This is a genomic window from Haloferax elongans ATCC BAA-1513, assembly GCF_000336755.1.
GTDB lineage: Archaea > Halobacteriota > Halobacteria > Halobacteriales > Haloferacaceae > Haloferax > Haloferax elongans.
The window spans coordinates 140,930-160,825 of record NZ_AOLK01000019.1 but is presented as its reverse complement, the minus strand read 5'-3'; the positions used below and the strand labels follow the sequence as shown (position 1 = coordinate 160,825).

The window sequence follows — 19,896 nt, the reverse complement described above, 5'->3', positions numbered from 1 at the left end:
GTCAAGTAGGCACCGACTGTCAGGAATGATAAGTATGTAAAATTCTTTATTCAGTGAGGGTGACGGGGAGATATGGCATACAGCTACGAGCCGCACTACTTCGAGGACTTCGAGGAAGGCAAAGAGTTCGAGAGCGTCGGTCGCACGGTCACCGAGGCGGACTTCATGATGCACTCCGCGCTCTCGGGCGACTGGACCGAACTCCACACCAACAAAGAGTACGCAGAAGACACCCAGTTCGGCCAGCGCATCGCTCACGGGCCGATGACGTTCGTCCAGTCGACCGGATTCGTCTACCGCTCCGGCATCGTCGAGCGCACTGCCATCGCCTTCCTCGGCATGAACTACATGGACCTCCCGAACCCGGTCTTCATCGGTGACACACTCTCGCAGACGATGGTCGTCACCGGGCAGAAGGAACTCAGCCGCGAGGACGCCGGTCTCGTCACTATCGACGTGGAGATGACAAAGCAAGACGGAACCGTCGTCCTCGAAGGCGACATGAAGTTCCTCATCAAGCGGAAAGACGCCGAGTAATCGGCACCCCCGAGAACAGCCCCCGAACTCACTCGTTTTGCAGTCGCTCTCCGTGGACGAACAGCGCCTCGTCTGGCCCCTTGTCCGCGTAGTCGTCGTGGTACTCCATCAGCTGAAACAGCGCGCCGGTCGGGTTCTGTGGCGACACGAACGCTTCGGTCCAGCCGTCTTCGACGGAGTGCCCGACCACGCGCTCGCCTGCGTCTTCCAACGCCTCGATTGCGGCGTCGATATCGACGACTTCCAGCGTGACGTGATGGAGTCCTGGCCCGTTGGCGTCGAGATAGTCAGTGAGGAACGACTCACCCTCGACGGGGGCGATGAGTTCGAGACGCGACGCGTCGCCGAGGACGTAGGTCGCCCACTCGAACGAGCCGTCGGCGACTGTCTCTCGATGCACGCGCTCACACCCCAGTGCGAAGAGCGTCTGTTCCGCCGTGTCGACGTCCTCGACGGCGATTCCGACGTGGTCGACGCGAGCAGGAGGCATACGGGAGTCGTCTGAAACCGGCATACGCTCCCTTCGATGTTCCTAACTATTAATAGACGAGGTAGATACTCACAGTCATGGAACTCGGGACTGGCTTGTTCACCTGTCAGAAGCGGCCGGACGACGACCGACCGATGTCGGAACTGTACGACGAGATGCTGACGCTCGGGCGAGCGATAGACGACGCCGGACTGGCGAGCGCGTGGGTCTCGGAGCATCACTTCCTCGACGACGGCTATCTCTCCGGGACGATGCCGGCACTCGGCGCGCTCGCGGCAGTCACCGACGACATCGAAATCGGAACCTGCATAGCGCTGGCGCCCCTGTACGACCCGATTCGCCTCGCCGAGGATACGGCGACAGTCGACTTGCTGTCCGGCGGGCGAACGACGCTCGGTCTCTCTATCGGGTCGAATCCGCGAGAGTTCGACGCGTTCGACGTCCCTCGGGACGAGCGCGTGGAACGGCTCTCTGATACGGTGTCGCTCCTGCGGGACGCGTGGTCCGACGGCCCAATCGAACACGAGTCGGCGTTCCACGCCGGGGCGACGGGCGTCGACGTGACACCCAAGCCAGCACACGACGTTCCGTTGATGCTCGGCGGTGCTGCAAAGCCCGCAGTCCGTCGCGCAGCGCGAACCGCCGACGCGTGGTGTGCGCCCTCGTCGCTGTCGATTGGTGGCGTGAAAAAGCGCGTCGACGACATCAGAAACGTCCGCGAGGAGGAAGGCCTCGACGACGACTTCACAATCTATGTCCTCCAACACGGGTTTGTCGGCGACTCGAAAGAAGAGGCGTGGGACGCGATGAAAGACGGCTATCTGTACATTCAGCGCCGCTACGCCGAAATCTTCTCCGGTGAATCGGTGCCCGAACTGTCCGAAGAGCGTCGGCAGGAACTCAAAGAGCAGGCGATTTACGGGACACCAGAAGACGTCGTCGAAGACCTCGAACGCTATCGGGACGCCCTCGGCGACGATATCCACTTCATCTTCCGAACGTACCACCCCGGTATCGGAACCGAACGGATGGTCGAGTGCATCGACCGCCTCGGCGAAGAGGTCGTTCCGCACGTCTCGTAAGTTCGTTTTCAGGTACCGCAGCCTTCTCGAAGGGGCGGAAACGCAAACATTTAAACGTGAAGATTTTCATGTTACTTGTGAACATACATACTCACCATGATGAGAGACGAGAATTCCGCGGACAGCGGTAGTGGGCTGCGTCCGTCACGGCGGAGATTCGTACAGGCAGCAGGGCTCGCCGGTGTAACCGGCCTCACAGGCCTCTCAGGGTGCCTCGGCGGCGGTGGCGGCGGGGCGAACGAGATCACCTACGGGATAATCAGTCCGATGACTGGTCCTTACGGTGGCCTCGCAGAAGGGCAACGCAACGGCGCGGAGCTCGCCATCGCACACGTCAACGAGAACGACGACATCGACGTCGAGATTACCGGCGTCTACGAGGACACCGAAGCAGACCCCTCGACAGGACGACGAAAGGCACAGTCGGTCGTCGAGCAGGACGGCGCATCCTATATCATGGGTGCAATTTCGTCCAGTGTCGCGCTCGCGCTCAACGAGTTCGCGAAGGAAGAAGAAGTAATCTACAACCCCGGTGGTGCGGCCGTGCCCATCACCGGGTCGAACTGTAACGAGTGGGTGTTCCGCGCGGAGACCAACACAGCACAGATGGCCGAAGCTGTCTCCGACTTCACCGCGGAGAACCTCGGGACCAACGTCTGGTTCCACATCGCCGACTACGCCTACGGTGAGTCGGTGATGCAGCGCGTCGAAAAGCGGATGAAAGACGGCCACGACATCAACGTCGTCGGCCGCAGTCGTTCGCAACTCGGTTCGACCAACTACAACTCGTACGTCAGTCAAATCGCCAACTCCGACGCCGACGTGGCGGTCCTCGGGATGACTGGCGGCGACCTCATCAACTTCGTCAAGCAGGCGGCGGGGCAGGGTCTCAAAGAGAACGTGAACCTGATGTCACCGACGATGACGTTCGCCGTCGTCCGCGGCGCGCTCGGCGAGGCGGCTTACGGAACCTACGGCGGTGTCCGCTATCTTCCGTCGATCGAAACGGGCGACAACCAGTCCTTCGTCGAGGCCTACCAGAGCGAATACGGCTCCGCCCCCGACAACTTCGCCCGCGCGGCCTACATGTCCATTCGGATGACTGCGCAGGGAATCGCGGAAGCTGACTCCACGGACCCAGCCGAGGTCAAGGACGTCCTCCCGGGACTGGAGATGGACACCATCCTCGGACCGAACCAGTTCCGCGACTGCGACCACCAGGCGATGAATCCCGTCTGGCCGGGTGAACTGGTGGCACCGGAGGGCGGCAGCGGTCCTGCGGCCGTCGAACTCGGCGAGATGATAGACGGTGCCGACGCGCTTCCCGACTGCGGCGAACTGGGCTGCACCCTCTGATATGTCTGTCGCCACCGCAGTCGCAGAACAGGTCCTCAACGGACTCGTCGTGGGGATGGTGTACGTCCTCCTCGCGGCCGGCCTCTCCATCATCTTTGGCGTGATGGACGTCATCAACTTCGCCCACGGCGAACTGTTCGCCCTCGGGGCGTACTTCGCGTTCGCCATCGCCGGACCACTGGGAGGCGCAGGCTTCTGGGTCGCGCTCGTCGTGGCCCCGCTACTCGTCGGTGTCATCGGCATGGCTATCGAACGGCTCACCGTGAAGCGACTCTACGGCCGCGACCCGCTGTACCATATTCTCCTCACATTCGGCTTGGTGCTCATCATCAACGACCTCATCACCTCGGTGTGGGGGAAGTCGGCCCAGCCGTTCCCAATCCCGGCCGCACTCGACCAGCCGATTGCGCTGTTCGGGTTCACGTACTCGATGTACAACTACGCCATCATCGTCATCGGGTCGGTTCTCGCACTCGGAACGTGGCTCCTCCTGAGCCGCACCCAGTTCGGGATGATAATCCGCGCCGGGTCCGAGGACCGCGAGATGGTTCGAAACCTCGGCATCAACATCGACCGCTACTACACGCTGACGTTCGGGTTCGGCGCAGCGCTCGCTGGCGTCGCAGGCATCGTCCTCGGGGCGTTCCAGAACGTCAGCCCCACGATGGGTAATGCCGTCATCATCCCCGCCTTCGTCATCGTCGTCCTCGGCGGTCTCGGGTCGTTCCGGGGCGCAGTCGCTGGCGGTCTGTTCGTCGGCCTCGTCCAGACGCTGGCGCGGACCTACACGCCGTTCTTAGAGGGACTCATCGTCTTCCTCCTCATGATTGTCGTGTTGGTCGTCAAGCCGACGGGTCTCTTCGGGACTTCTATCGGTGCCGGTGAGCACCACGACGGCGCACTGCTGCACGGTGCAGGCGGTGGCGTCCTCTCGTCTGAGACACGGGCGAAACTCGGCTACGCTGCCGTGGGTGTCCTCGTGCTCGTGCCGTTCCTCGCGGAGTTGACGGGCGTCACCTACTCCGTGACGCTCCTCGAAGACATCCTCATCTGGGCGCTGTTCGCGCTTAGCCTCGACTTAGTCCTCGGCTACGCGGGACTGGTCTCACTCGGGCACACGCTGTTTTACGGCGTCGGCGCGTACGCATCGGTTCTCACGCTGATTCACATCTCGCCGTCGGTGTTCGTCGCGCTCGTGGTAGCCGTGGTAGTCTGTGCAGCTATCGCGTGGTTCGTCGGCTACCTGTCGATACGGGTCTCCGGGGTGTTCTTCGCGATGATTACCCTCGGGTTCGCGGAGTTGTTCTACAACGCCGTGTTCAAGTTCGACTTCACCGGCGGCTCTGACGGCCTCTTCGGCGTGGACGTGTTCTACGGCCTCGCCGGACTCGGCATCGACCCCGGTGAGTTCGAGATTCCGCTGGGCCTGTTCGTCTTCGACGGCGGCATCGTCCAGTACTACTTCCTCCTCGCCATGGTCGTGGGGTCGTACCTGCTGGCTCGTCGGCTCATCCGCGCGCCCTTCGGGTCGGTTCTGCAGGCCATCCGCGAGAGCGAAGACCGGGCCTCGTTCATCGGCTACGACGTGACGGCCTACAAGCGCCGTGCGTTCGTCGTCTCCGGCGGGCTCGCCGGACTCGCTGGCGGGCTGTTCGCCGCGAACAACGGCTACGTCGCCCCGTCGTTCCTCCACTGGATTAACTCCGGTGAGGTCATCGTGATGACCGTCCTCGGCGGCATGGGGACGCTCTACGGCCCGATGATTGGCGCAGGCGTCTTCGTCGCCGCAGAAGACATCCTCTCGTCGTACATCGACCAGTGGCAGCTCGTCATCGGCGTGCTGTTCGTCCTGTTCGTCATTTTCGTCCCGCGGGGGCTCGTGTCGCTCCCACGGACGGTCGCCGACCACCCCACGTTCGGGTCGGTGGTCCGCGACCAGACGAGCGTGACGGAAACGGAGGTGGAACAGCATGACTGAGCCCATCCTCCAGACGACGAATCTGACCAAAGAGTTCGGCAAACTCGTCGCCGTCGACGACGTGAACCTCGAAGTCGAACGCGGCGAGTTCCGGAGTCTCATCGGTCCCAACGGGGCCGGGAAGACGACGACGTTCAACCTGCTGACGGGGGCGCTTCGCCCGACGAGCGGGACAGTCACGTTCAACGGCGAGGACGTGACCGGGCTGCCGCCACACGAGCGCGTCCGCAAGGGTCTCGGTCGGTCGTTCCAGATTACGAATATCTTCTCCGGGCTGACGGTCCGCGAGAACGTCAGGCTCTCGGCACAAGCGGCACAGCACGGAGACTTCCGCCCGACCGAGGAGTTCCTCAAGCGAGCGAACACCTTCGAGGAAGTAAACGCGCACACCCAGCGCGTCCTCGACCGGTCTGGCCTGTCGGGTCGCGGTGAGGAAGTCGCCGACAACCTCGCGTACGGTGACAAGCGGCGACTCGAAATCGCCATCGTGCTCGCCACGGACCCCGACATGGTCCTCCTCGACGAGCCGACGGCGGGGATGAGCGCCGAGGAGACGCGTGCGACGATGGACCTCATCCACGAGGTGCTGTCGGACCGGACGCTGCTCCTCATCGAACACGACATCGACCTTGTGATGCGCGTCTCCGACCGTATCACGGTGCTCCATCGGGGCGCGATACTCGCTGAGGGGACACCCGATGCGGTGTCGGAAGACCCCGAAGTCCGCAGAGCGTACTTCGGAGGTGTCGAAGCGTGACCGACCCGCTGCTTTCGGTCCGAGACCTCGTCTCCGGGTACGGGTCGACACGGGTCCTTCAGGGCGTCAACCTTGACGTCGACAAGGGGTCTGTCGTCACGCTCATCGGCCGCAATGGTGTCGGGAAGACGACGACGCTCCGCAGCATCCTCGGGAGTGTGAAGCCAACGAGCGGCACTGTCACCTTCGATGGCAACGACATCACCGAACTCTCGCCCGAGAAGACGGCGCAGGCAGGTATCGCGCTCGTCCCGGAAGAGCGTCGCGTGTTCCCCGGACTGACAGTCCGCGAGAACGTCGAAATCGGCCGTATCGGTGGCCGACGCGACATCGAGAAACCGAGCGTCGACGAGATAATCGACGAGTTCGAAAACCTCGCGCGCCACCACGAGAGCAGGGGGGCGAACCTCTCGGGCGGCGAGCAACAGATGCTCGCTATCGCCCGCGCGCTCGTCTCCGCGCCGGACCTCCTGATGCTCGACGAGCCGACCGAGGGTCTCGCTCCGTCTATCGTCAAGCAAGTCCAGCGGAAGATAACCGAGCTAAACGACGAGGGCGTCACCATCCTGCTCGTCGAGCAGAACGTGCAGGTGGCACTCGACGCGGCCGACTACGTCTATATCCTCGACAAAGGGCAAGTCGTCCACGAGGGTCCCGCAGACGAAGTCGCCGAGTCAGAAGAAGTGCTCGACCGGTACCTCGGCGTCTCGCTCGCCGAGTAACTCGGTCGTGGACAATTTTTTATGATAGTACTGAGGAGTGTAGCGTAATGAGGGACAGCGACGCGGACGCGACACGACTCCCCAGAGACGAGTTACGGGACCTGCAGGACGAGCGACTCGTGAAGACGGTTCGACACGCCTACGAGAACGTCGAGTTCTACCGCGAGGCGTTCGACGAACTGGGACTCACGCCGGACGACATCGAGGGCGTCGACGACATCTCGAAACTGCCGTTCACGACGAAAGAAGACTTCAGAGACGAGTATCCGACTGGCTTGTTCGCCGTCGATATGGACGAGGTGGTCCGCATTCACGCGTCGTCGGGAACCACCGGGAAACCGAAAATCGTCGGCTACACCCAAGACGACTTGGACGTCTGGCGCGAAGTGATGGCACGAGGGTTCCGCGGTGCCGGACTGACCAGCGACGACAGCCTCCAGAACGCCTACAGCTACGGGCTGTTCACAGGTGGTTTCGGCTTCCACGATGGAGCGACCGCGATGGGAATGGCAGTCGTTCCGACCGGCGGCGGCAACACCCAACGACAGGTCGAGATGCTCGCCGACCTCGACGTCGACGCCATCTGTCTCACCCCGTCGTACGCGCTGTACCTCGCGGAAGTCGCCGAAGACATGGGCTACGACCCGGCCGACCTCGCACTGTCGACGATTCTCTTCGGCGCAGAACCCTGCACGGAGCCGATGCGAAACGAGATAGAGACGCGCTTCGACGCGACTGCCGTCGAGAACTACGGACTCTCGGAGATAATCGGTCCGGGTGTCGCCGTCGAGTGTCTCGAACAGGACGGCATGCACATCTGGGAGGACCACTTCTATCCCGAACTCATCGACCCGAACACCGGTGACCCGGTCGAAGAAGGCGAGGAAGGCGAACTCGTGCTGACGTCACTCACGAAGACTGCGTTGCCCGTCCTCCGGTACCGAACTGGCGACTTGACCACCCTCGACTACGACACCTGTGGGTGCGGGCGGACCAGCGTGCGGATGAACTCTGTAACTGGCCGTGCAGACGACCTCATCATCGTCCGCGGGGTCAACTTCTACCCCAGCGAAGTCGAGTCGGTCGTCCTCGAATTCGACGAGGTCGCACCATACTACCGCATCGACCTCAAGCGAGAGGGGTCACTCGACAAACTCGACTTGACGGTCGAACTTGCCGAGGACTTCGACGGGTCCAGAAGCGACCTCAAATCCCGTATTCACAAACGACTCTCCAGTGTGCTGTCGTTCAGCCCCGACGACGTGACGCTCGTCGACCCGGGTGAGATGGAGCGCACGAAAGTCGGAAAGGTACAACGCGTCTACGACCATCGGTGACTGAGTTCCGGTCGCTTTTTTCCGTCCGAGAGTTTCGACGGGCGAAACCAACTTAACGCCCACCTGAGATATGACCGTATGGACATCGAGGAGTTCTTCGAGAGCATGCCATTCGCCCAACTCCTGGGCGTCGAGGTGACAGAAGTCGAAGACGGCTACGCAGAGGGCTACATCGAAATGCGAGAGGACCTGTCGTGGAACGCCGACCAGGTCATGGCCCACGGCGGCGTCACGTTCACACTCGCGGACACGGTCGGCGGCGCGGCTCTCGTGAGTCTCGTCGACCAACCCGTCCCGACTATCGACATGCGTATCGACTACCTGAACGCCGGAACTGGCGACCTCCGTGCAGAGGCTAACGTGGTTCGCCTCGGCGGCGACGTGGGGACCGTGGACGTGGATGTATACGCCGAGGACGGAGCGCACATCGCCAGCGCACGCGGCGTCTACAAGACTGGATGACTACTAGACAGGATAACCTGCTTCTACGTCGGGCGTGGGACTCTTGCGACCCTCTTCCCAGATGCACCCGACCCCGTCGCGGTTGGCGTAATCGGTAACAATTAATAATTGCGCTCCGAACACGAATCCGTAATGGAATACAGTGGACCGACGAGTCTCTACATCGACGGCGAGTGGGTAGACGCCGCCGCCGGAGAGACCATCGAGACCGTGGACCCCGCGACCGAGGAACTGTACGCAACAGTAGCGCGCGCCGACGAGGAAGACGTCGACGCTGCAGTTCAGGCAGCAGACGCGGCAGCCGAGTACGGAAGCGAGTGGCGGTCGATGGGCCCCTCCGAGCGTGGTCAGAAACTCCACGCGATGGCCGACGCCATCGAGGAGATGAAAGACGAGATTACGCTGGTCGAATCCCACGACAACGGCAAGACGCCGTTCGAAGCCGGGATGGAAGTCCAGATGGTCATCGACACCTTCCGGTACTACGCCGGGTGGGCAGACAAAGTGACCGGCCAGTACAACCCGGTTCCGGGCGAGCGCGTGAACTTCACGACGCGCGAACCGCTCGGCGTCACCGCGCACATCGCCCCGTGGAACTACCCGTTCCAACTCGCCGGTCGGAGCCTCGCCCCCGCGCTAGCCTGCGGTAACACCACCGTCCTGAAACCATCGAGCCAGACGCCGCTGTCGGCGCTCTACTACGGCCTCGCCGCAGACGAGGCTGGCATCCCCGACGGTGTCGTTAACGTCGTGCCCGGCTCTGGGTCCGGCGCAGGGTCCGCACTCGCGTCGCACCCCGGCGTCGAACACGTCACCTTCACCGGCAGCACCGAAATCGGCAAGCAAGTCATGGCCGACGCCGCCCAGAACGTTACCGGCGTGACGCTCGAACTCGGCGGGAAGGGACCGAACATCGTCCTCCCGGACGCCGACCTCGACGCCGCCGCGAAGGGCATCCACTACGGCATCTTCATGAACGCCGGTCAGATGTGCTGGGCCGGGTCGCGCCTCCTCGTCCACGAGGACGTCGCCGACGAACTGGTCGAGAAAATCGTCCAGCGCGCCGAGTCCACCCCGCTCGGCTCCGGCATCGACGACGACGCCCGCATGGGGCCGGTCGTCAGCGAGAGCCACATGGAGGACGTACTGGAGTACATCTCCATCGGTGAGAACGAGGGCGCAACTGTCGCCTGTGGCGGCGGCGTCGACGAAGCCAAAGACACGGGCTACTTCGTCAGACCGACCGTCCTGACCGACGTGACCAACGACATGACCGTCGCCCGCGAGGAAATCTTCGGGCCGGTCCTCTCGGTCATCGAGTTCTCGGACACCGAAGAGGCAGTCGAACTCGCCAACGACTCGCCGTACGGTCTTCTCGCCGGTATCTGGACGCAGGGGCTCTCGAAAGCCCACCGCGTCGCCGACCGCCTCGACTACGGCATGGTCAGCGTCAACGAGTACCCGGTGACGTTCCCGCAGACGCCCTTCGGCGGCACGAAACAGAGTGGCCACGGCCGCGAGCAGGGCGAAGAAGCAGTCCGCGAGTTCACGCAGGCCAAGAACGTCAACATCAACATCTGAGGACGACGGTCGGCGTCTTCGAGTGCCAACCAAGCGTCGATTGGGGAACTCGGCGACCGACCCCTGACGTACGGCGAAGTGCCTCTGACACGCTTCGTCTATTCCCCTCACTTTTCACGAGTCCATTTTCGGTTCAGGAAAAGACAATTCGACCGCTGCAAGCCTCCGGCTCAGCGGGATGACTGACTCAGTCAGCTACGACTCAGCGTTTCGAAGAGAGATGGAGAAAACGAGGAATGGATGCAATCAGCGAGCAGACGGGCACAACCGGGAGTCAGACCGCTCAGCCGAACTTCTCGAACGGTTCTTCGCAGTCGTGGCAGTAGTGCATCGACCGACAGAGCGAGGGCCCTTTCGGATGCTCGCGGTCGGTGTTCGTCCCATCGCAGTAGGGACATTGTGCACCTGCCGTCTCTCCGGTCGTCGTAACGCTCGGGTCTGAAAGTCGTCTCATGGTTACACGCTCAGGCCGAAATCGCGGAGGTCTTCGCGGCCCTGTTCGGTCACCATCGCGGTGGACCACGCGGGACTCCACACGAGATTGATGAGCACGTCTTCGACGCCCTCGACCGCCTCGACTGCCGACCGGATATCGTCTCTCAGCATGTTCCGAGCCGGGCAGCCGGTGTAGGTGAGGGTCATGTCGATTCGCGCTTCGCCGGTCTCCGGTTCGACCCCGACAGCGTAGATGAGACCCAAGTCGACGATGCTGATGGGCATCTCCGGGTCCTCGACCGTGTAGAGGGCGTCCCACACGTCGCGCTCGATGCCGACAGAACCCTCGCCAGTCGCGGGGAGTTCTTCGTGGGCGGTGCCCTCGCTGTAGTCTGTGTGTGCGCAGTACTGCGCCTCGGTCGGGTCGGGGTCGAATTCACTACTCATCGTCTGGGTCCTTCATAATCTTCGCCGCCTCGTGGCGGCCGAGTTCACGGTAACTCTTCGTGAACTCGTCGTAGAGGTCGAACCACGCGTCGGTGTGCGATTGGTCACGTCCGAGTTCGTCGGGCATGTCGAAGTCCGCGTGGTGGACATCGTACTGTTCGGGTAACTGTGCTTCCTCGACGTGCAGACCGACCGATTCGAGTCTCGGGACGACCTCGTCCAGCCACTCCTCGCGCATGGTGAGGAGGTTCTCCGTGCGGATGCCGAGGTCGTCGATTCGAGCCTCGATATCCTCATCGGTCGGTGCGAACAGCGTCAGCGCGTGGGGCATGAGCCTGTCCACGGCGTCCTGCATCCGAGCGCGCGACTCGTCGTCCTCACAGAGGCGTTCGAGCCAACTGCGAGCGTGTTCGCGGTGGTACTTCTCTTCGGCCATAATCTTCCCGATGCGGTCGGCCAGACGCGGGTACGACGAGCCTTCGAGCGCCTGCAGGCGAATGTACTCGGCTTCGTCGAAGAGGAACGACCGGACGACGTAGTCGGCCCAGTCACCCTCCTCGAACGGGAGTTCACAGAGCGTGCTGTGTCGCCATTCGTCAGCGTCGCGCTCCCAGATGAGGTCGGGTTCATCGTAGCCGAAGTCTTCGAGCAGGTCGTAATAGAGGCGGGCGTGCCCCAGTTCGTCCTGCGCGATGTTGGCGACCGAGATGTCGGACTCGATAGTCGGTGCGCGAACCTGCCACTCGGTGTAGCGCTCGGCGATGACGAACTCGTCGTCGGCCAGACTGAACAGGAGTGCTTCGAGAGCTTCGCGCTCGTCGTCCGAGAGGTCCTGCGGTCCGGGGAGTTGCTTCGCTGCCGCCATCAGTCGTCACCCTCCACGACGGAACGTCGCTGTTGTTCGGCTTCGGACTGTTCGCTCTCGGAGGCGGCGACCTCTTCGGCCGCGGCCTCGAAGTTGTAGGTCATCGCCCAACGGTAGGACTTGTCGGTCGTGCCACCGAAGGCGACGTCCTCGGTGTCGACTTCGCCGATTTCGTCCTTCGGGACGACCCACAGACTGTTGGTGGGCATCCGTCGCCCGTGCTGTACTTCTGCGAACAGCAACGCCATGTCGCGGTCGGGTGCGTGGACGTTGCCGCAGTGGGTGTGATAGTCACCTGCCTTCTTCTGTCGGAATACTTCCCAAATCATCGAATCACTCCGTTAGTCTGCCGCCTGCGGGCTCTCGCCGCCGCCGTAGATGGTCTGTTCGTGTTTGTCCATCGATTCGCGGACCCAGGCGACCGCCTCTTGGGCCTTCTTGCGACCGTCGATTTGGCCGACACCGGGTTCGTACTCGTTTTTCGCAATCTGGAAGAACTCGTCCCAGTCGAGGTCGTCTTCGTTGACCTCGTAGGTGCCGTCGTCGTTCTTCGTGATGCGCGGCGTGTCCGGGATTTCGAGGCCGTACTTCTCGGCTTTCGGGACGTAGCTGTTGAGGAACGCCCGCCGGAGTTCGTCGTTCGACATCTGCTTGAGGCCGACCTCACTGGCGAAGCCGTGGTGGGTCGACTGCTTGTCGGTGGGGCCGAAGAACTGGATGATGCGAGGCCACCACTTCTCGAAGGCCTCTTGGGTCATCTCCTGTTCTTTCTTGGAGCCGGTCATCAGTTCGTGGAGGATTGCCTCGCCGTGTTTGACGTGGAATCCTTCCTCGAAACAGACCTTGTCCATCGCGTGAGCGTACGGCTCCCACGAGGTGTTCTTCAGCGTCGCCTGTCGGCGCATCGCCGCGCCGTCGACGAAGAACGCAATCATCGGGGTCTCCACCCACGACTCCATCGGGTAGTGGAAGCAGTTGAGGAACTTTCCTTCACCGTTGGCGAGTTCGTCGAGCATCTCGTCGCGGGTCTTGACGCCCAGACTCTCGGCGGCGCGGTACAGGAGTTGCCCGTGGCCGAGTTCGTCCTGCGTCTTCGCCGAAAAGGCGAGTTTGCGCTCTAAGCTCGGTGCCTGACGGATGAAGGGTCGCTCCAGATACGCCCCCATAATCTCACTGTTCGCGTGGAACTGAATCATCCGGGTCGCAGCCTTACGATACTCCTCCGGCATGTCGTCTTTGGCGGAGAACTCTCGCGGCCCTGCCCGTTCTTTGACGGTTTCGATGTCCATCTCTCTGCCATTAACTATCGTGAGCAACCACTTACCGATTGGCCCGCCTATAGACTGCATTTTTATACCGGTCGTGCGTGTGTACATGTGTCATGATAGACGAGTGCCTCGTCGCGGAGTTTCGTATCGAGGGTGACGACTGTCCCCTCGCACGAGCGACCGAGGACGCAGCAGTGACTGTCGATGCGGCGGCTCCACAACTTCGGACAGATGGGAACGTGCTGCTCCGCTTTTCAGCGCCGCTCGACGACCGACTGGCGACGACGCTGGACCGCGACGAGCGAATTCGGTACCTCCACGTCACGGGGGGTGACGACACCTGTACGTATCGTTGTCTCTCGAAGCATCCGTGTGTCGTCCACGAACTCGTCGACGAGGGCTTCCTCGTCGAGTCGATGCAGTACAGCGGGGGCGGGGCGACGATGCGTGGTGCCGTCGTCGGGTACGACGTGCTTCGGGGTGTGATGGAGAAAGCAGGTCAGACGGTCGGCATCACGCTCCAGCGTGTCTATCCGCTCCGTGCCGACGAAGACGAACCAATCGGCCGTGCGTGGGACCTGACCCCAGCGCAAGAAGAGAGCCTTCGCGTCGCGTTGGAGTTGGGCTACTTCGCCATCCCGAGAGAACGCACCGCAAACGAGGTTGCCGCGGAACTCGGCATCAGCAAGTCAGCGTTCCTCGAACGCCTGCGCCGAGCACAGCAGTCGCTCTTCCAGACAATTTTCGGCGAGTCTATATAAGTACTGTCCGTGTACACCGGCGTATGCGAGTCGAAGACGCCGACGGCGTGCGGGTTGTAGCGTTCGACCGCCCCGAGGTAAAGAACGCCTTCACCGGCGACGTGGCACGCGAACTCTCGGAAGCGCTCGAAGCGGTAACTCCCGACGAATTCGATGCTGTCGTTCTCACCGGCGACGGCGACGCCTTCAGCGCTGGTGGCGATATCGAGGCGATGGCCAAGCGAGACGAGACCGCTCGCGAGGCATACGAACGCGTCCGGGGAACGCTCGGGCGGGTCGCCGAAGCGATACTCACCGCCCCGGTTCCGGTCGTCGCCAAGGTCAACGGCGACGCCGTCGGTGCTGGGACCTCGGTCGTCGCCGCCTGCGACTTCGCCTACGCCGCCCAAGATGCTCGGTTCGGTGCGTCGTTCGTCAACGTCGGCCTCGTCCCCGACGCAGGTGCGACTGTGACTCTTCCTCGTCTCGTTGGTCTCCGAGCGGCGAAAGAGCTGGCGTTCACTGGGAAGCTCATCTCGGCCGAGCGAGCGGCCGAACTCGACTTGGTGAATGAGGTGGTCGACGCCGACGAACTCGATTCGACCGTCGACGAGATGGTCGAGACGCTGGCCTCGCGCCCGACGGAGACGCTCGCACTCGCAAAAGAGGCGATTCACGCGAATCTCGGCCGGTCGTGGCGCGACGGCCTCGAACACGAAGCGCACGCCCAGACGCTCGCCTACGATACCGACTCCCACGAGGAAGGCGTCTCGGCGTTTCTCGAAAAGCGGCGGCCTGAGTTCGACTGAAGCAACCCCGCTCTCAGACAGTACTGGTGGCTTCTGATTCGAGGATGCGCTTTAGATTCTCCCCTTCCGCGGTCATATGCTCACGGACGGCGTCGAACTCCCGCCGATTCAACCGAGCACCGATTGGACCGGTCCGTACCTTGATTCGCTGGGTGAAGTCGCAACCGTCGGTGGCTGGGTCGATAGTAAAGCTGAGAGACGGCATGAGCATCCCCACCAGCCACGACGTGGGTTTGAACTCGATGTATCGGTTGGGAATGACCTCTGTGAATCGGACTGTCTTCCGCTGTAACTCGCCTGCGATTCGCTCCTCGAAGTACGCCTCCGCGCCGGTCTCTAACCCATCTCCACTCACCCACCGAAATTCGATGTGGTCGGGGTGCCAGCGCTCGTAATTCTCGTCCATCGCCCCGAAGAAGTGGTAGATGTCTTCGGCGGGCGCGTTCACGCTGGTGGTCTCTTCGAGAATCATCGTACATCTAGATACTTCCTGCCACACGATAACGGTTCGTTCGGTGGCACACGCTGAACCCCCGGGAAAATCATGACACGCCAAAAAAATCGGCGTGAGCCGAGTTACAGCCCGAGGAACTCCTCGGCGTTCTCCCAGAGAAGCTTTCGCTTGACCTCGTCGGGCGCGTCGAAGTATTCGTCGAACGATTCGAACCAGCGTTCGGGGCGAATCATCGGGTAGTCGGTGCCGAACATCACCTTGTCCTGCAGCACCGTCTTCGCGTAGTGAAGCACCTGGTCGTCGATGTACTTCGGCAGCCACCCCGAGAAGTCCATGTAGACGTTCCCCTTCTGCTGGCAGATGGCCAGTTGCTCTTTCTCCCACGGGAACGCCGGGTGAGCGATGAGGATCTGGAGGTCGGGATGTTCCGCCGCTACGTCGTCGATGAGCATCGGGTTTCCGTACTTGATTTTGAGTCCACGGCCACCCGGAGAACCGGCACCGAGCGTGGAGTTTCCACCGTGGAAGACGACGGGCACGCCGAGGTCCTCGATGGTGTCGAACAACTCGGTGTGCGCCTCGTCGCTCGGGTCGAAGCCCTGTGCGATTTGCTGGAACTTGAACCCAGAGAGGTCGAGGTCTTCGACGCATCGAATCGCTTCCTCGACACAGTTGTCTTTCAGCGGGTCGACGCTCCCGAACCCGATAAAGAAGTCCGGGTACTCGTCGCGGATTTCGGCGACGTAGTCGTTCGGAACCGGCGGATTACCCGTGTTCGTCTCGGCGTCCCACCCAAGCATGATGGCCTTCCCGATACCCTGTTCGTGGTACTCCTCTATCATCGCCTCGTAGTCCCACGTCTCCATCTCCGTGCCGAACTTGTTCGCCGCGTCCTGCATCATCTCGCCGCCAGCGTCGCGCAAAAACTCCGCCGTCGGCTGGTGTGCGTGGGTGTCGATGATGCGCGGCTCGTCGAGTGTATCCCTCACGGTCATCAGTGTACAACTACGCCGTGACGGTAAAAATCGAACGGAGTCGCACGATTCCGTGACGGAAAATCGAACTAACCAGATTCAGTCCGAGAGGTCGTTTGCCATCGACTGGAACGCGTCGGTGACAAGCGGGACAATCCACGCGTGGTCTTCGATAGCCGTCTGCAACGTCTCGTGGTAGGCGACGTCGTCACCGGCCGAGAAATTGTAGGTCGCTCGCCAGAGAACGTGCTCGTCGTCTTCGACCAGCGTCGACTCCACCCACGACCCGTCGACGAGTTCGTCAGGGTCGTCGTGGGCGACAGCGTCAGCGAGGACCTCTCGGAGTGTCCCGAGGTTCTCGTCGGCCGGTGACGCTTGGTTCCCATCCTCGACAGTGTCGACTGTGAGTTCGAGATGGAACGTCCCGCGACCGAACAACTCCGGGGTAGGGTGGTGTCTGAAATACAGGTCGACCCCAAACTCTCGCCCGACGCTCCACGCGTCGGGAGCGACACGGCCCCACGAATCGCCGATGTTTCCGGGTACCCACGAGATTCCCTCTGTCTCGGGTGGATTGGCGACGATAGTATCTGCCCATTCGTATTGGAGTGTGCGCGTAACAAACTCTTCGGCGCGACTGTCGGACAATCCTCGCTGTCCCTCCCGTTTTGCAGCAGATGGCCCGTCGTCGCCACCGTCTGTTGGTTCACCCATACGTGACGGTAACACGACAGTACACCATATATCTTTCATCGTTTTGACGTGATATGGAAGCAGACAGTACGCGTCCAGACTTCGACCGTGTTCGAAGTGTAGTCCGGGTTATTAGAGATACCAGTCAGAACGAGAGAGTATGCGACGTCGAAGCCCTGCCGACCGACGTAGCCCCTCCACGGCGAGCAGACGACGATTTCTCACGTATGCAGCGACGGCCGGACTAGTCTCTGGACTCGCTGGCTGTTCTGCTCGCGGCCCAGACGCGACCCGCGCGCCGACAGACATCGAAGAGTGGCCGCCGACGAACTATGGAACCAAACTCGTCACGAGAAACAAGTACAAGTCACTCGCCGGACGTCGAAGCGGGTTCGGCGACGAGTTCGACGTCGAGGTGACGAACTACGGCGACCCGTACGAGTGGAAAGAAAGCAAAAAACAGGGTGGCCGAACGGACTCACCGGGCCTCCTCGACGGGATTGTGCAAGCGGTCACACAGCACGCGACGGGTGAGGACGTTGGTCCGAAGTCCGTGCTCGACAGTGTCAGCACGGACGGTGGGTGGATACTCGGGCGAGCCTTGGACGACGAACTCGTGTTCGAACTTCCGGTGGATGTGATGCCGAACTGGAGCCACCTCGACGAGCGTGTTCGAACTCACACCCCCGCACAGCAGGATGGGAGTTTCTATGCGGTTCCGATGGAGATGCAACTCGCCCCGCTCGTGTACAACACCGAGCACTTCGACGAACCGCCATCCAGTTGGGAGGTCCTCTTAGACGAGCAATACGCCGACCGGATGGCCATCGGCGCACTCGACTTCGTCAAGCCCGAATTTCTCCTCGCTGGCTTACTGACACAAGCGGACCCAACGTCGCCGGACGACTACGAAACGCTCATCGACACCGTCCAGACGCTCGACGAGCGTGAGATGTACCACGGGACGATATCCGAATCCATCGAGGCGTTCGCGAATGGAGACGCAGTCGTCGGCGTCCTCGACCTCCCGATGCTGTACACCGCTCGATTCGGCCGTGATGCGCCGCTCGACTACACGGTACCTGACGAAGGAGCGTGGGCGACAGCCATGCACACTGTGATTCCGAAGGCAGCGCCGAACCCCGCGACTGCAGTCCTCTTCGCCAACTGGTGTCTGAACCCGAAGAATGCGGTTAAAATCTGTGACACCGGCCACAAACCGAGTGTCGATGTGAGCGACTATCTGGACACCGAACGCGAGGCGTTCTATAGCTGGTCGGACGACTGGACCCTCCACTGGATAACACCCGCGTTAGAACACCAGTACTACGACTACTGGAGTCGGATGGCTGAATAGACGACGGCGTATGGAACGGGAGACAACGCCACGACACCGACGGACTGCAAACCCGATGGAATCGGCCCTCCAGCGCGTCGAATTCCCTCATCAGGTGCGATTACCGTGAACAGCGATACGACGCGTTTCGGCGTGGTTGTGGTGGCCATACTCGTCGTTACGGCGGGCTTCGCGTGGGTGTCGCTGTCGAATCCTCACACGGTAGCAGGCGAACTGCGCGGTCCAAAAGCAGGACCAGCAGACACGGTCCCCGTCGATTCAGATACATTTGACGTTCCCACTGGCGTCGAGCACGTCCACGAACGAGGCGTGACAGGCGAGGGTGTGACTGTCGGAATCGTCGATGTGACGGGGTTCGACACTGACAATCCAGCGCTCGATGGACGAGTCAGTGCGACGAAAGCGTTTGGAAAGGGAAGTCGCCTCGACAACGGTGGTGTCAACCACCACGGAACCGCAGCTGCCGTGACGATTGCCAAAACCGCACCGGACGCCGACCTCGCACTGGCAAAAGTCGACTCCGCGACGACCACTCGGAAGGCGATTCAGTGGTTGTCCCGACAGAACGCGGACGTCATCGTCCTTCAGTTCAGTGCGTTGGGCGTCTCCGACGATGGTCGCTCGGGCATCTCTCAGGCAGTCACACGCGCGAGCGAGCAGGGCGCTGTCGTCGTTGCTCCGACTGGAAACCTCGCGCAGGGCCACTGGGAAGGGCAACTCCGTCCGACCGCCCGGTCTCGTCACCAATTTCCAAACAGCACCGCGGTTCGATTGAAGCCGTTACGCGGGGAGCGCGTAGAGACAGCAGGACCAATCGACCTGTGGCTCACGTGGAACACCACGTCGTCGTATCCGATAGACCTCTCGCTGACAGTCTATCGGCACCGTCCCACCACGTTCGACAAGGCCGTAGCAACGTCCGAGTCGGTTCGTGACGGTTCGGTCGCAGTCGAACGACTCCGAGCCACGTTGCAGTCGGGTGTGCACTACGTCGTCGTCGACTACGGCGACTCGGCGTCGGCCAGTGCTGCGGCCGCTTCGGTCACGTTCGAGGTCTCCTCGCCGACGAACAGGTTCAACCAAACCCGTGAGAACGGGTCGATTACCGCCCCAGCGACTGCCCGGAACGTCGTCTCGGTCGGCGCGTACAACCAATCGACCAACGAAGTCGAACCATACAGTGGTCGTGGACCAACCGCGGACGGACGAGTCGGCGTCGATGTCGTCGCCCCAGCCGAGTTGTGGACGGTATGGCCTCGGACAGAGAAGCCAGGAACGTCCACCGCTGCCGCCTACACTGGTGGCGTCGCTGCACTCGTGTTCGATGTCGTCCCCGAAGCGACTCCGGCCGAGGTCGAGCGCAGTCTCGAACTCGGTGCAGCGTCCAAAACACAGACCCCGACTGTCCGGTCCGGATACGGAGTGGTAGACCCAGTGGCCAGCGTCGAACTCGCAATCCGGGAGCGCCCGTTTGGTGATGGCGAATCGAACACGGATAGCCAATAACGATTTTGTCGCATGCCTAACAAGCAAGAGTAACAGAGAACCAACC

At 61.9% G+C, this 19,896-nt stretch carries 22 protein-coding genes; 13 read left to right on the top strand and 9 right to left on the bottom strand.

Annotated elements, in window-relative coordinates:
- The first annotated feature begins 72 nt into the window (after positions 1-72).
- Entirely contained in the window at positions 73-537 is a 465-nt protein-coding gene (locus tag C453_RS11645) for a MaoC family dehydratase (protein ID WP_007541022.1), read from the top strand.
- Positions 538-565: 28 nt separating this feature from the next.
- Here the strand turns inward: C453_RS11645 and C453_RS11640 are convergent, their stop codons facing one another.
- Positions 566-1,027, bottom strand: a complete 462-nt coding sequence (locus C453_RS11640; protein WP_008324717.1) for a VOC family protein — start codon at positions 1,025-1,027, stop codon at positions 566-568.
- 77 nt (positions 1,028-1,104) lie between these two features.
- On the opposite strand from C453_RS11640, the gene C453_RS11635 reads away from it, so the two are divergent.
- From C453_RS11635 to C453_RS11600, 8 genes are all read left to right on the top strand, one after another.
- On the top strand, positions 1,105-2,109 hold the full coding sequence (locus C453_RS11635) for an LLM class flavin-dependent oxidoreductase (protein ID WP_008324716.1): 1,005 nt from the start codon (positions 1,105-1,107) through the stop codon (positions 2,107-2,109).
- A 99-nt stretch (positions 2,110-2,208) separates the two neighbouring features.
- The gene (locus C453_RS11630; RefSeq protein WP_275039773.1) at positions 2,209-3,465 is read left to right on the top strand and encodes an ABC transporter substrate-binding protein; all 1,257 of its coding nucleotides are present in this window, start codon (positions 2,209-2,211) and stop codon (positions 3,463-3,465) included.
- Position 3,466: 1 nt separating this feature from the next.
- Complete coding sequence (locus tag C453_RS11625) at positions 3,467-5,443, top strand: ABC transporter permease (protein WP_049907655.1); 1,977 nt, start codon at positions 3,467-3,469, stop codon at positions 5,441-5,443.
- Entirely contained in the window at positions 5,436-6,200 is a 765-nt protein-coding gene (locus tag C453_RS11620) for an ABC transporter ATP-binding protein (RefSeq protein WP_008324712.1), read from the top strand. The genes C453_RS11625 and C453_RS11620 overlap by 8 nt, the downstream gene beginning before the upstream one ends.
- The gene (locus C453_RS11615; RefSeq protein WP_008324710.1) at positions 6,197-6,922 is read left to right on the top strand and encodes an ABC transporter ATP-binding protein; all 726 of its coding nucleotides are present in this window, start codon (positions 6,197-6,199) and stop codon (positions 6,920-6,922) included. The genes C453_RS11620 and C453_RS11615 overlap by 4 nt, the downstream gene beginning before the upstream one ends.
- A gap of 47 nt (positions 6,923-6,969) precedes the next feature.
- On the top strand, positions 6,970-8,259 hold the full coding sequence (gene paaK, locus C453_RS11610; RefSeq protein WP_008324709.1) for a phenylacetate--CoA ligase PaaK: 1,290 nt from the start codon (positions 6,970-6,972) through the stop codon (positions 8,257-8,259).
- Positions 8,260-8,337: 78 nt separating this feature from the next.
- Entirely contained in the window at positions 8,338-8,721 is a 384-nt protein-coding gene (locus tag C453_RS11605) for a PaaI family thioesterase (RefSeq protein ID WP_008324708.1), read from the top strand.
- Between the two features lie 132 nt (positions 8,722-8,853).
- On the top strand, positions 8,854-10,302 hold the full coding sequence (locus C453_RS11600) for an aldehyde dehydrogenase family protein (protein WP_008324706.1): 1,449 nt from the start codon (positions 8,854-8,856) through the stop codon (positions 10,300-10,302).
- A 283-nt stretch (positions 10,303-10,585) separates the two neighbouring features.
- Here C453_RS11600 and paaE read toward each other — a convergent pair whose 3' ends face one another.
- Genes paaE through paaA form a run of 5 tightly spaced genes read right to left on the bottom strand, consistent with a single transcriptional unit; the run spans position 10,586 to position 13,338 of the window.
- Positions 10,586-10,756 carry a 1,2-phenylacetyl-CoA epoxidase subunit PaaE gene (gene paaE, locus C453_RS20435; RefSeq protein WP_007541004.1) on the bottom strand — a complete coding sequence of 57 codons (171 nt, stop codon included), beginning with the start codon at positions 10,754-10,756 and terminating at the stop codon, positions 10,586-10,588.
- Between the two features lie 2 nt (positions 10,757-10,758).
- Positions 10,759-11,184, bottom strand: a complete 426-nt coding sequence (gene paaD / locus C453_RS11595) for a 1,2-phenylacetyl-CoA epoxidase subunit PaaD (protein WP_008324703.1) — start codon at positions 11,182-11,184, stop codon at positions 10,759-10,761.
- Positions 11,177-12,049 (bottom strand): 1,2-phenylacetyl-CoA epoxidase subunit PaaC, encoded by an 873-nt coding sequence (paaC, locus tag C453_RS11590; protein ID WP_008324701.1) that lies wholly within the window; start codon positions 12,047-12,049, stop codon positions 11,177-11,179. Before paaC ends, paaD begins: the two co-directional genes overlap by 8 nt.
- Positions 12,049-12,378, bottom strand: a complete 330-nt coding sequence (gene paaB / locus C453_RS11585) for a 1,2-phenylacetyl-CoA epoxidase subunit PaaB (RefSeq protein WP_007540998.1) — start codon at positions 12,376-12,378, stop codon at positions 12,049-12,051. The genes paaC and paaB overlap by 1 nt, the downstream gene beginning before the upstream one ends.
- 12 nt (positions 12,379-12,390) lie before the next feature.
- Complete coding sequence (gene paaA, locus C453_RS11580) at positions 12,391-13,338, bottom strand: 1,2-phenylacetyl-CoA epoxidase subunit PaaA (RefSeq protein ID WP_008324700.1); 948 nt, start codon at positions 13,336-13,338, stop codon at positions 12,391-12,393.
- 92 nt (positions 13,339-13,430) lie between these two features.
- Here paaA and C453_RS11575 point away from each other — a divergent pair, with 92 nt between their 5' ends.
- On the top strand, positions 13,431-14,078 hold the full coding sequence (locus C453_RS11575; protein ID WP_008324699.1) for a helix-turn-helix domain-containing protein: 648 nt from the start codon (positions 13,431-13,433) through the stop codon (positions 14,076-14,078).
- Positions 14,079-14,101: 23 nt separating this feature from the next.
- Positions 14,102-14,866 (top strand): enoyl-CoA hydratase/isomerase family protein, encoded by a 765-nt coding sequence (locus tag C453_RS11570; protein WP_008324698.1) that lies wholly within the window; start codon positions 14,102-14,104, stop codon positions 14,864-14,866.
- A 13-nt stretch (positions 14,867-14,879) separates the two neighbouring features.
- Here C453_RS11570 and C453_RS11565 read toward each other — a convergent pair whose 3' ends face one another.
- The 3 genes from C453_RS11565 to C453_RS11555 form a co-directional block, all read right to left on the bottom strand.
- Positions 14,880-15,338 carry an SRPBCC family protein gene (locus tag C453_RS11565; RefSeq protein WP_008324692.1) on the bottom strand — a complete coding sequence of 153 codons (459 nt, stop codon included), beginning with the start codon at positions 15,336-15,338 and terminating at the stop codon, positions 14,880-14,882.
- A 104-nt stretch (positions 15,339-15,442) separates the two neighbouring features.
- The gene (locus C453_RS11560; protein WP_008324689.1) at positions 15,443-16,315 is read right to left on the bottom strand and encodes an amidohydrolase family protein; all 873 of its coding nucleotides are present in this window, start codon (positions 16,313-16,315) and stop codon (positions 15,443-15,445) included.
- A gap of 78 nt (positions 16,316-16,393) precedes the next feature.
- Positions 16,394-17,008 carry a hypothetical protein gene (locus C453_RS11555; RefSeq protein WP_008324688.1) on the bottom strand — a complete coding sequence of 205 codons (615 nt, stop codon included), beginning with the start codon at positions 17,006-17,008 and terminating at the stop codon, positions 16,394-16,396.
- Positions 17,009-17,147: 139 nt separating this feature from the next.
- Between C453_RS11555 and C453_RS11550 the strand changes: the two genes are divergently transcribed.
- Positions 17,148-18,344: an ABC transporter substrate-binding protein gene (locus C453_RS11550; RefSeq protein ID WP_008324687.1), complete on the top strand. Its 1,197-nt coding sequence runs from the start codon at positions 17,148-17,150 to the stop codon at positions 18,342-18,344.
- Between the two features lie 141 nt (positions 18,345-18,485).
- Positions 18,486-19,850: a S8 family serine peptidase gene (locus C453_RS11545; RefSeq protein WP_160163397.1), complete on the top strand. Its 1,365-nt coding sequence runs from the start codon at positions 18,486-18,488 to the stop codon at positions 19,848-19,850.
- The last annotated feature ends 46 nt before the right edge of the window (positions 19,851-19,896 follow it).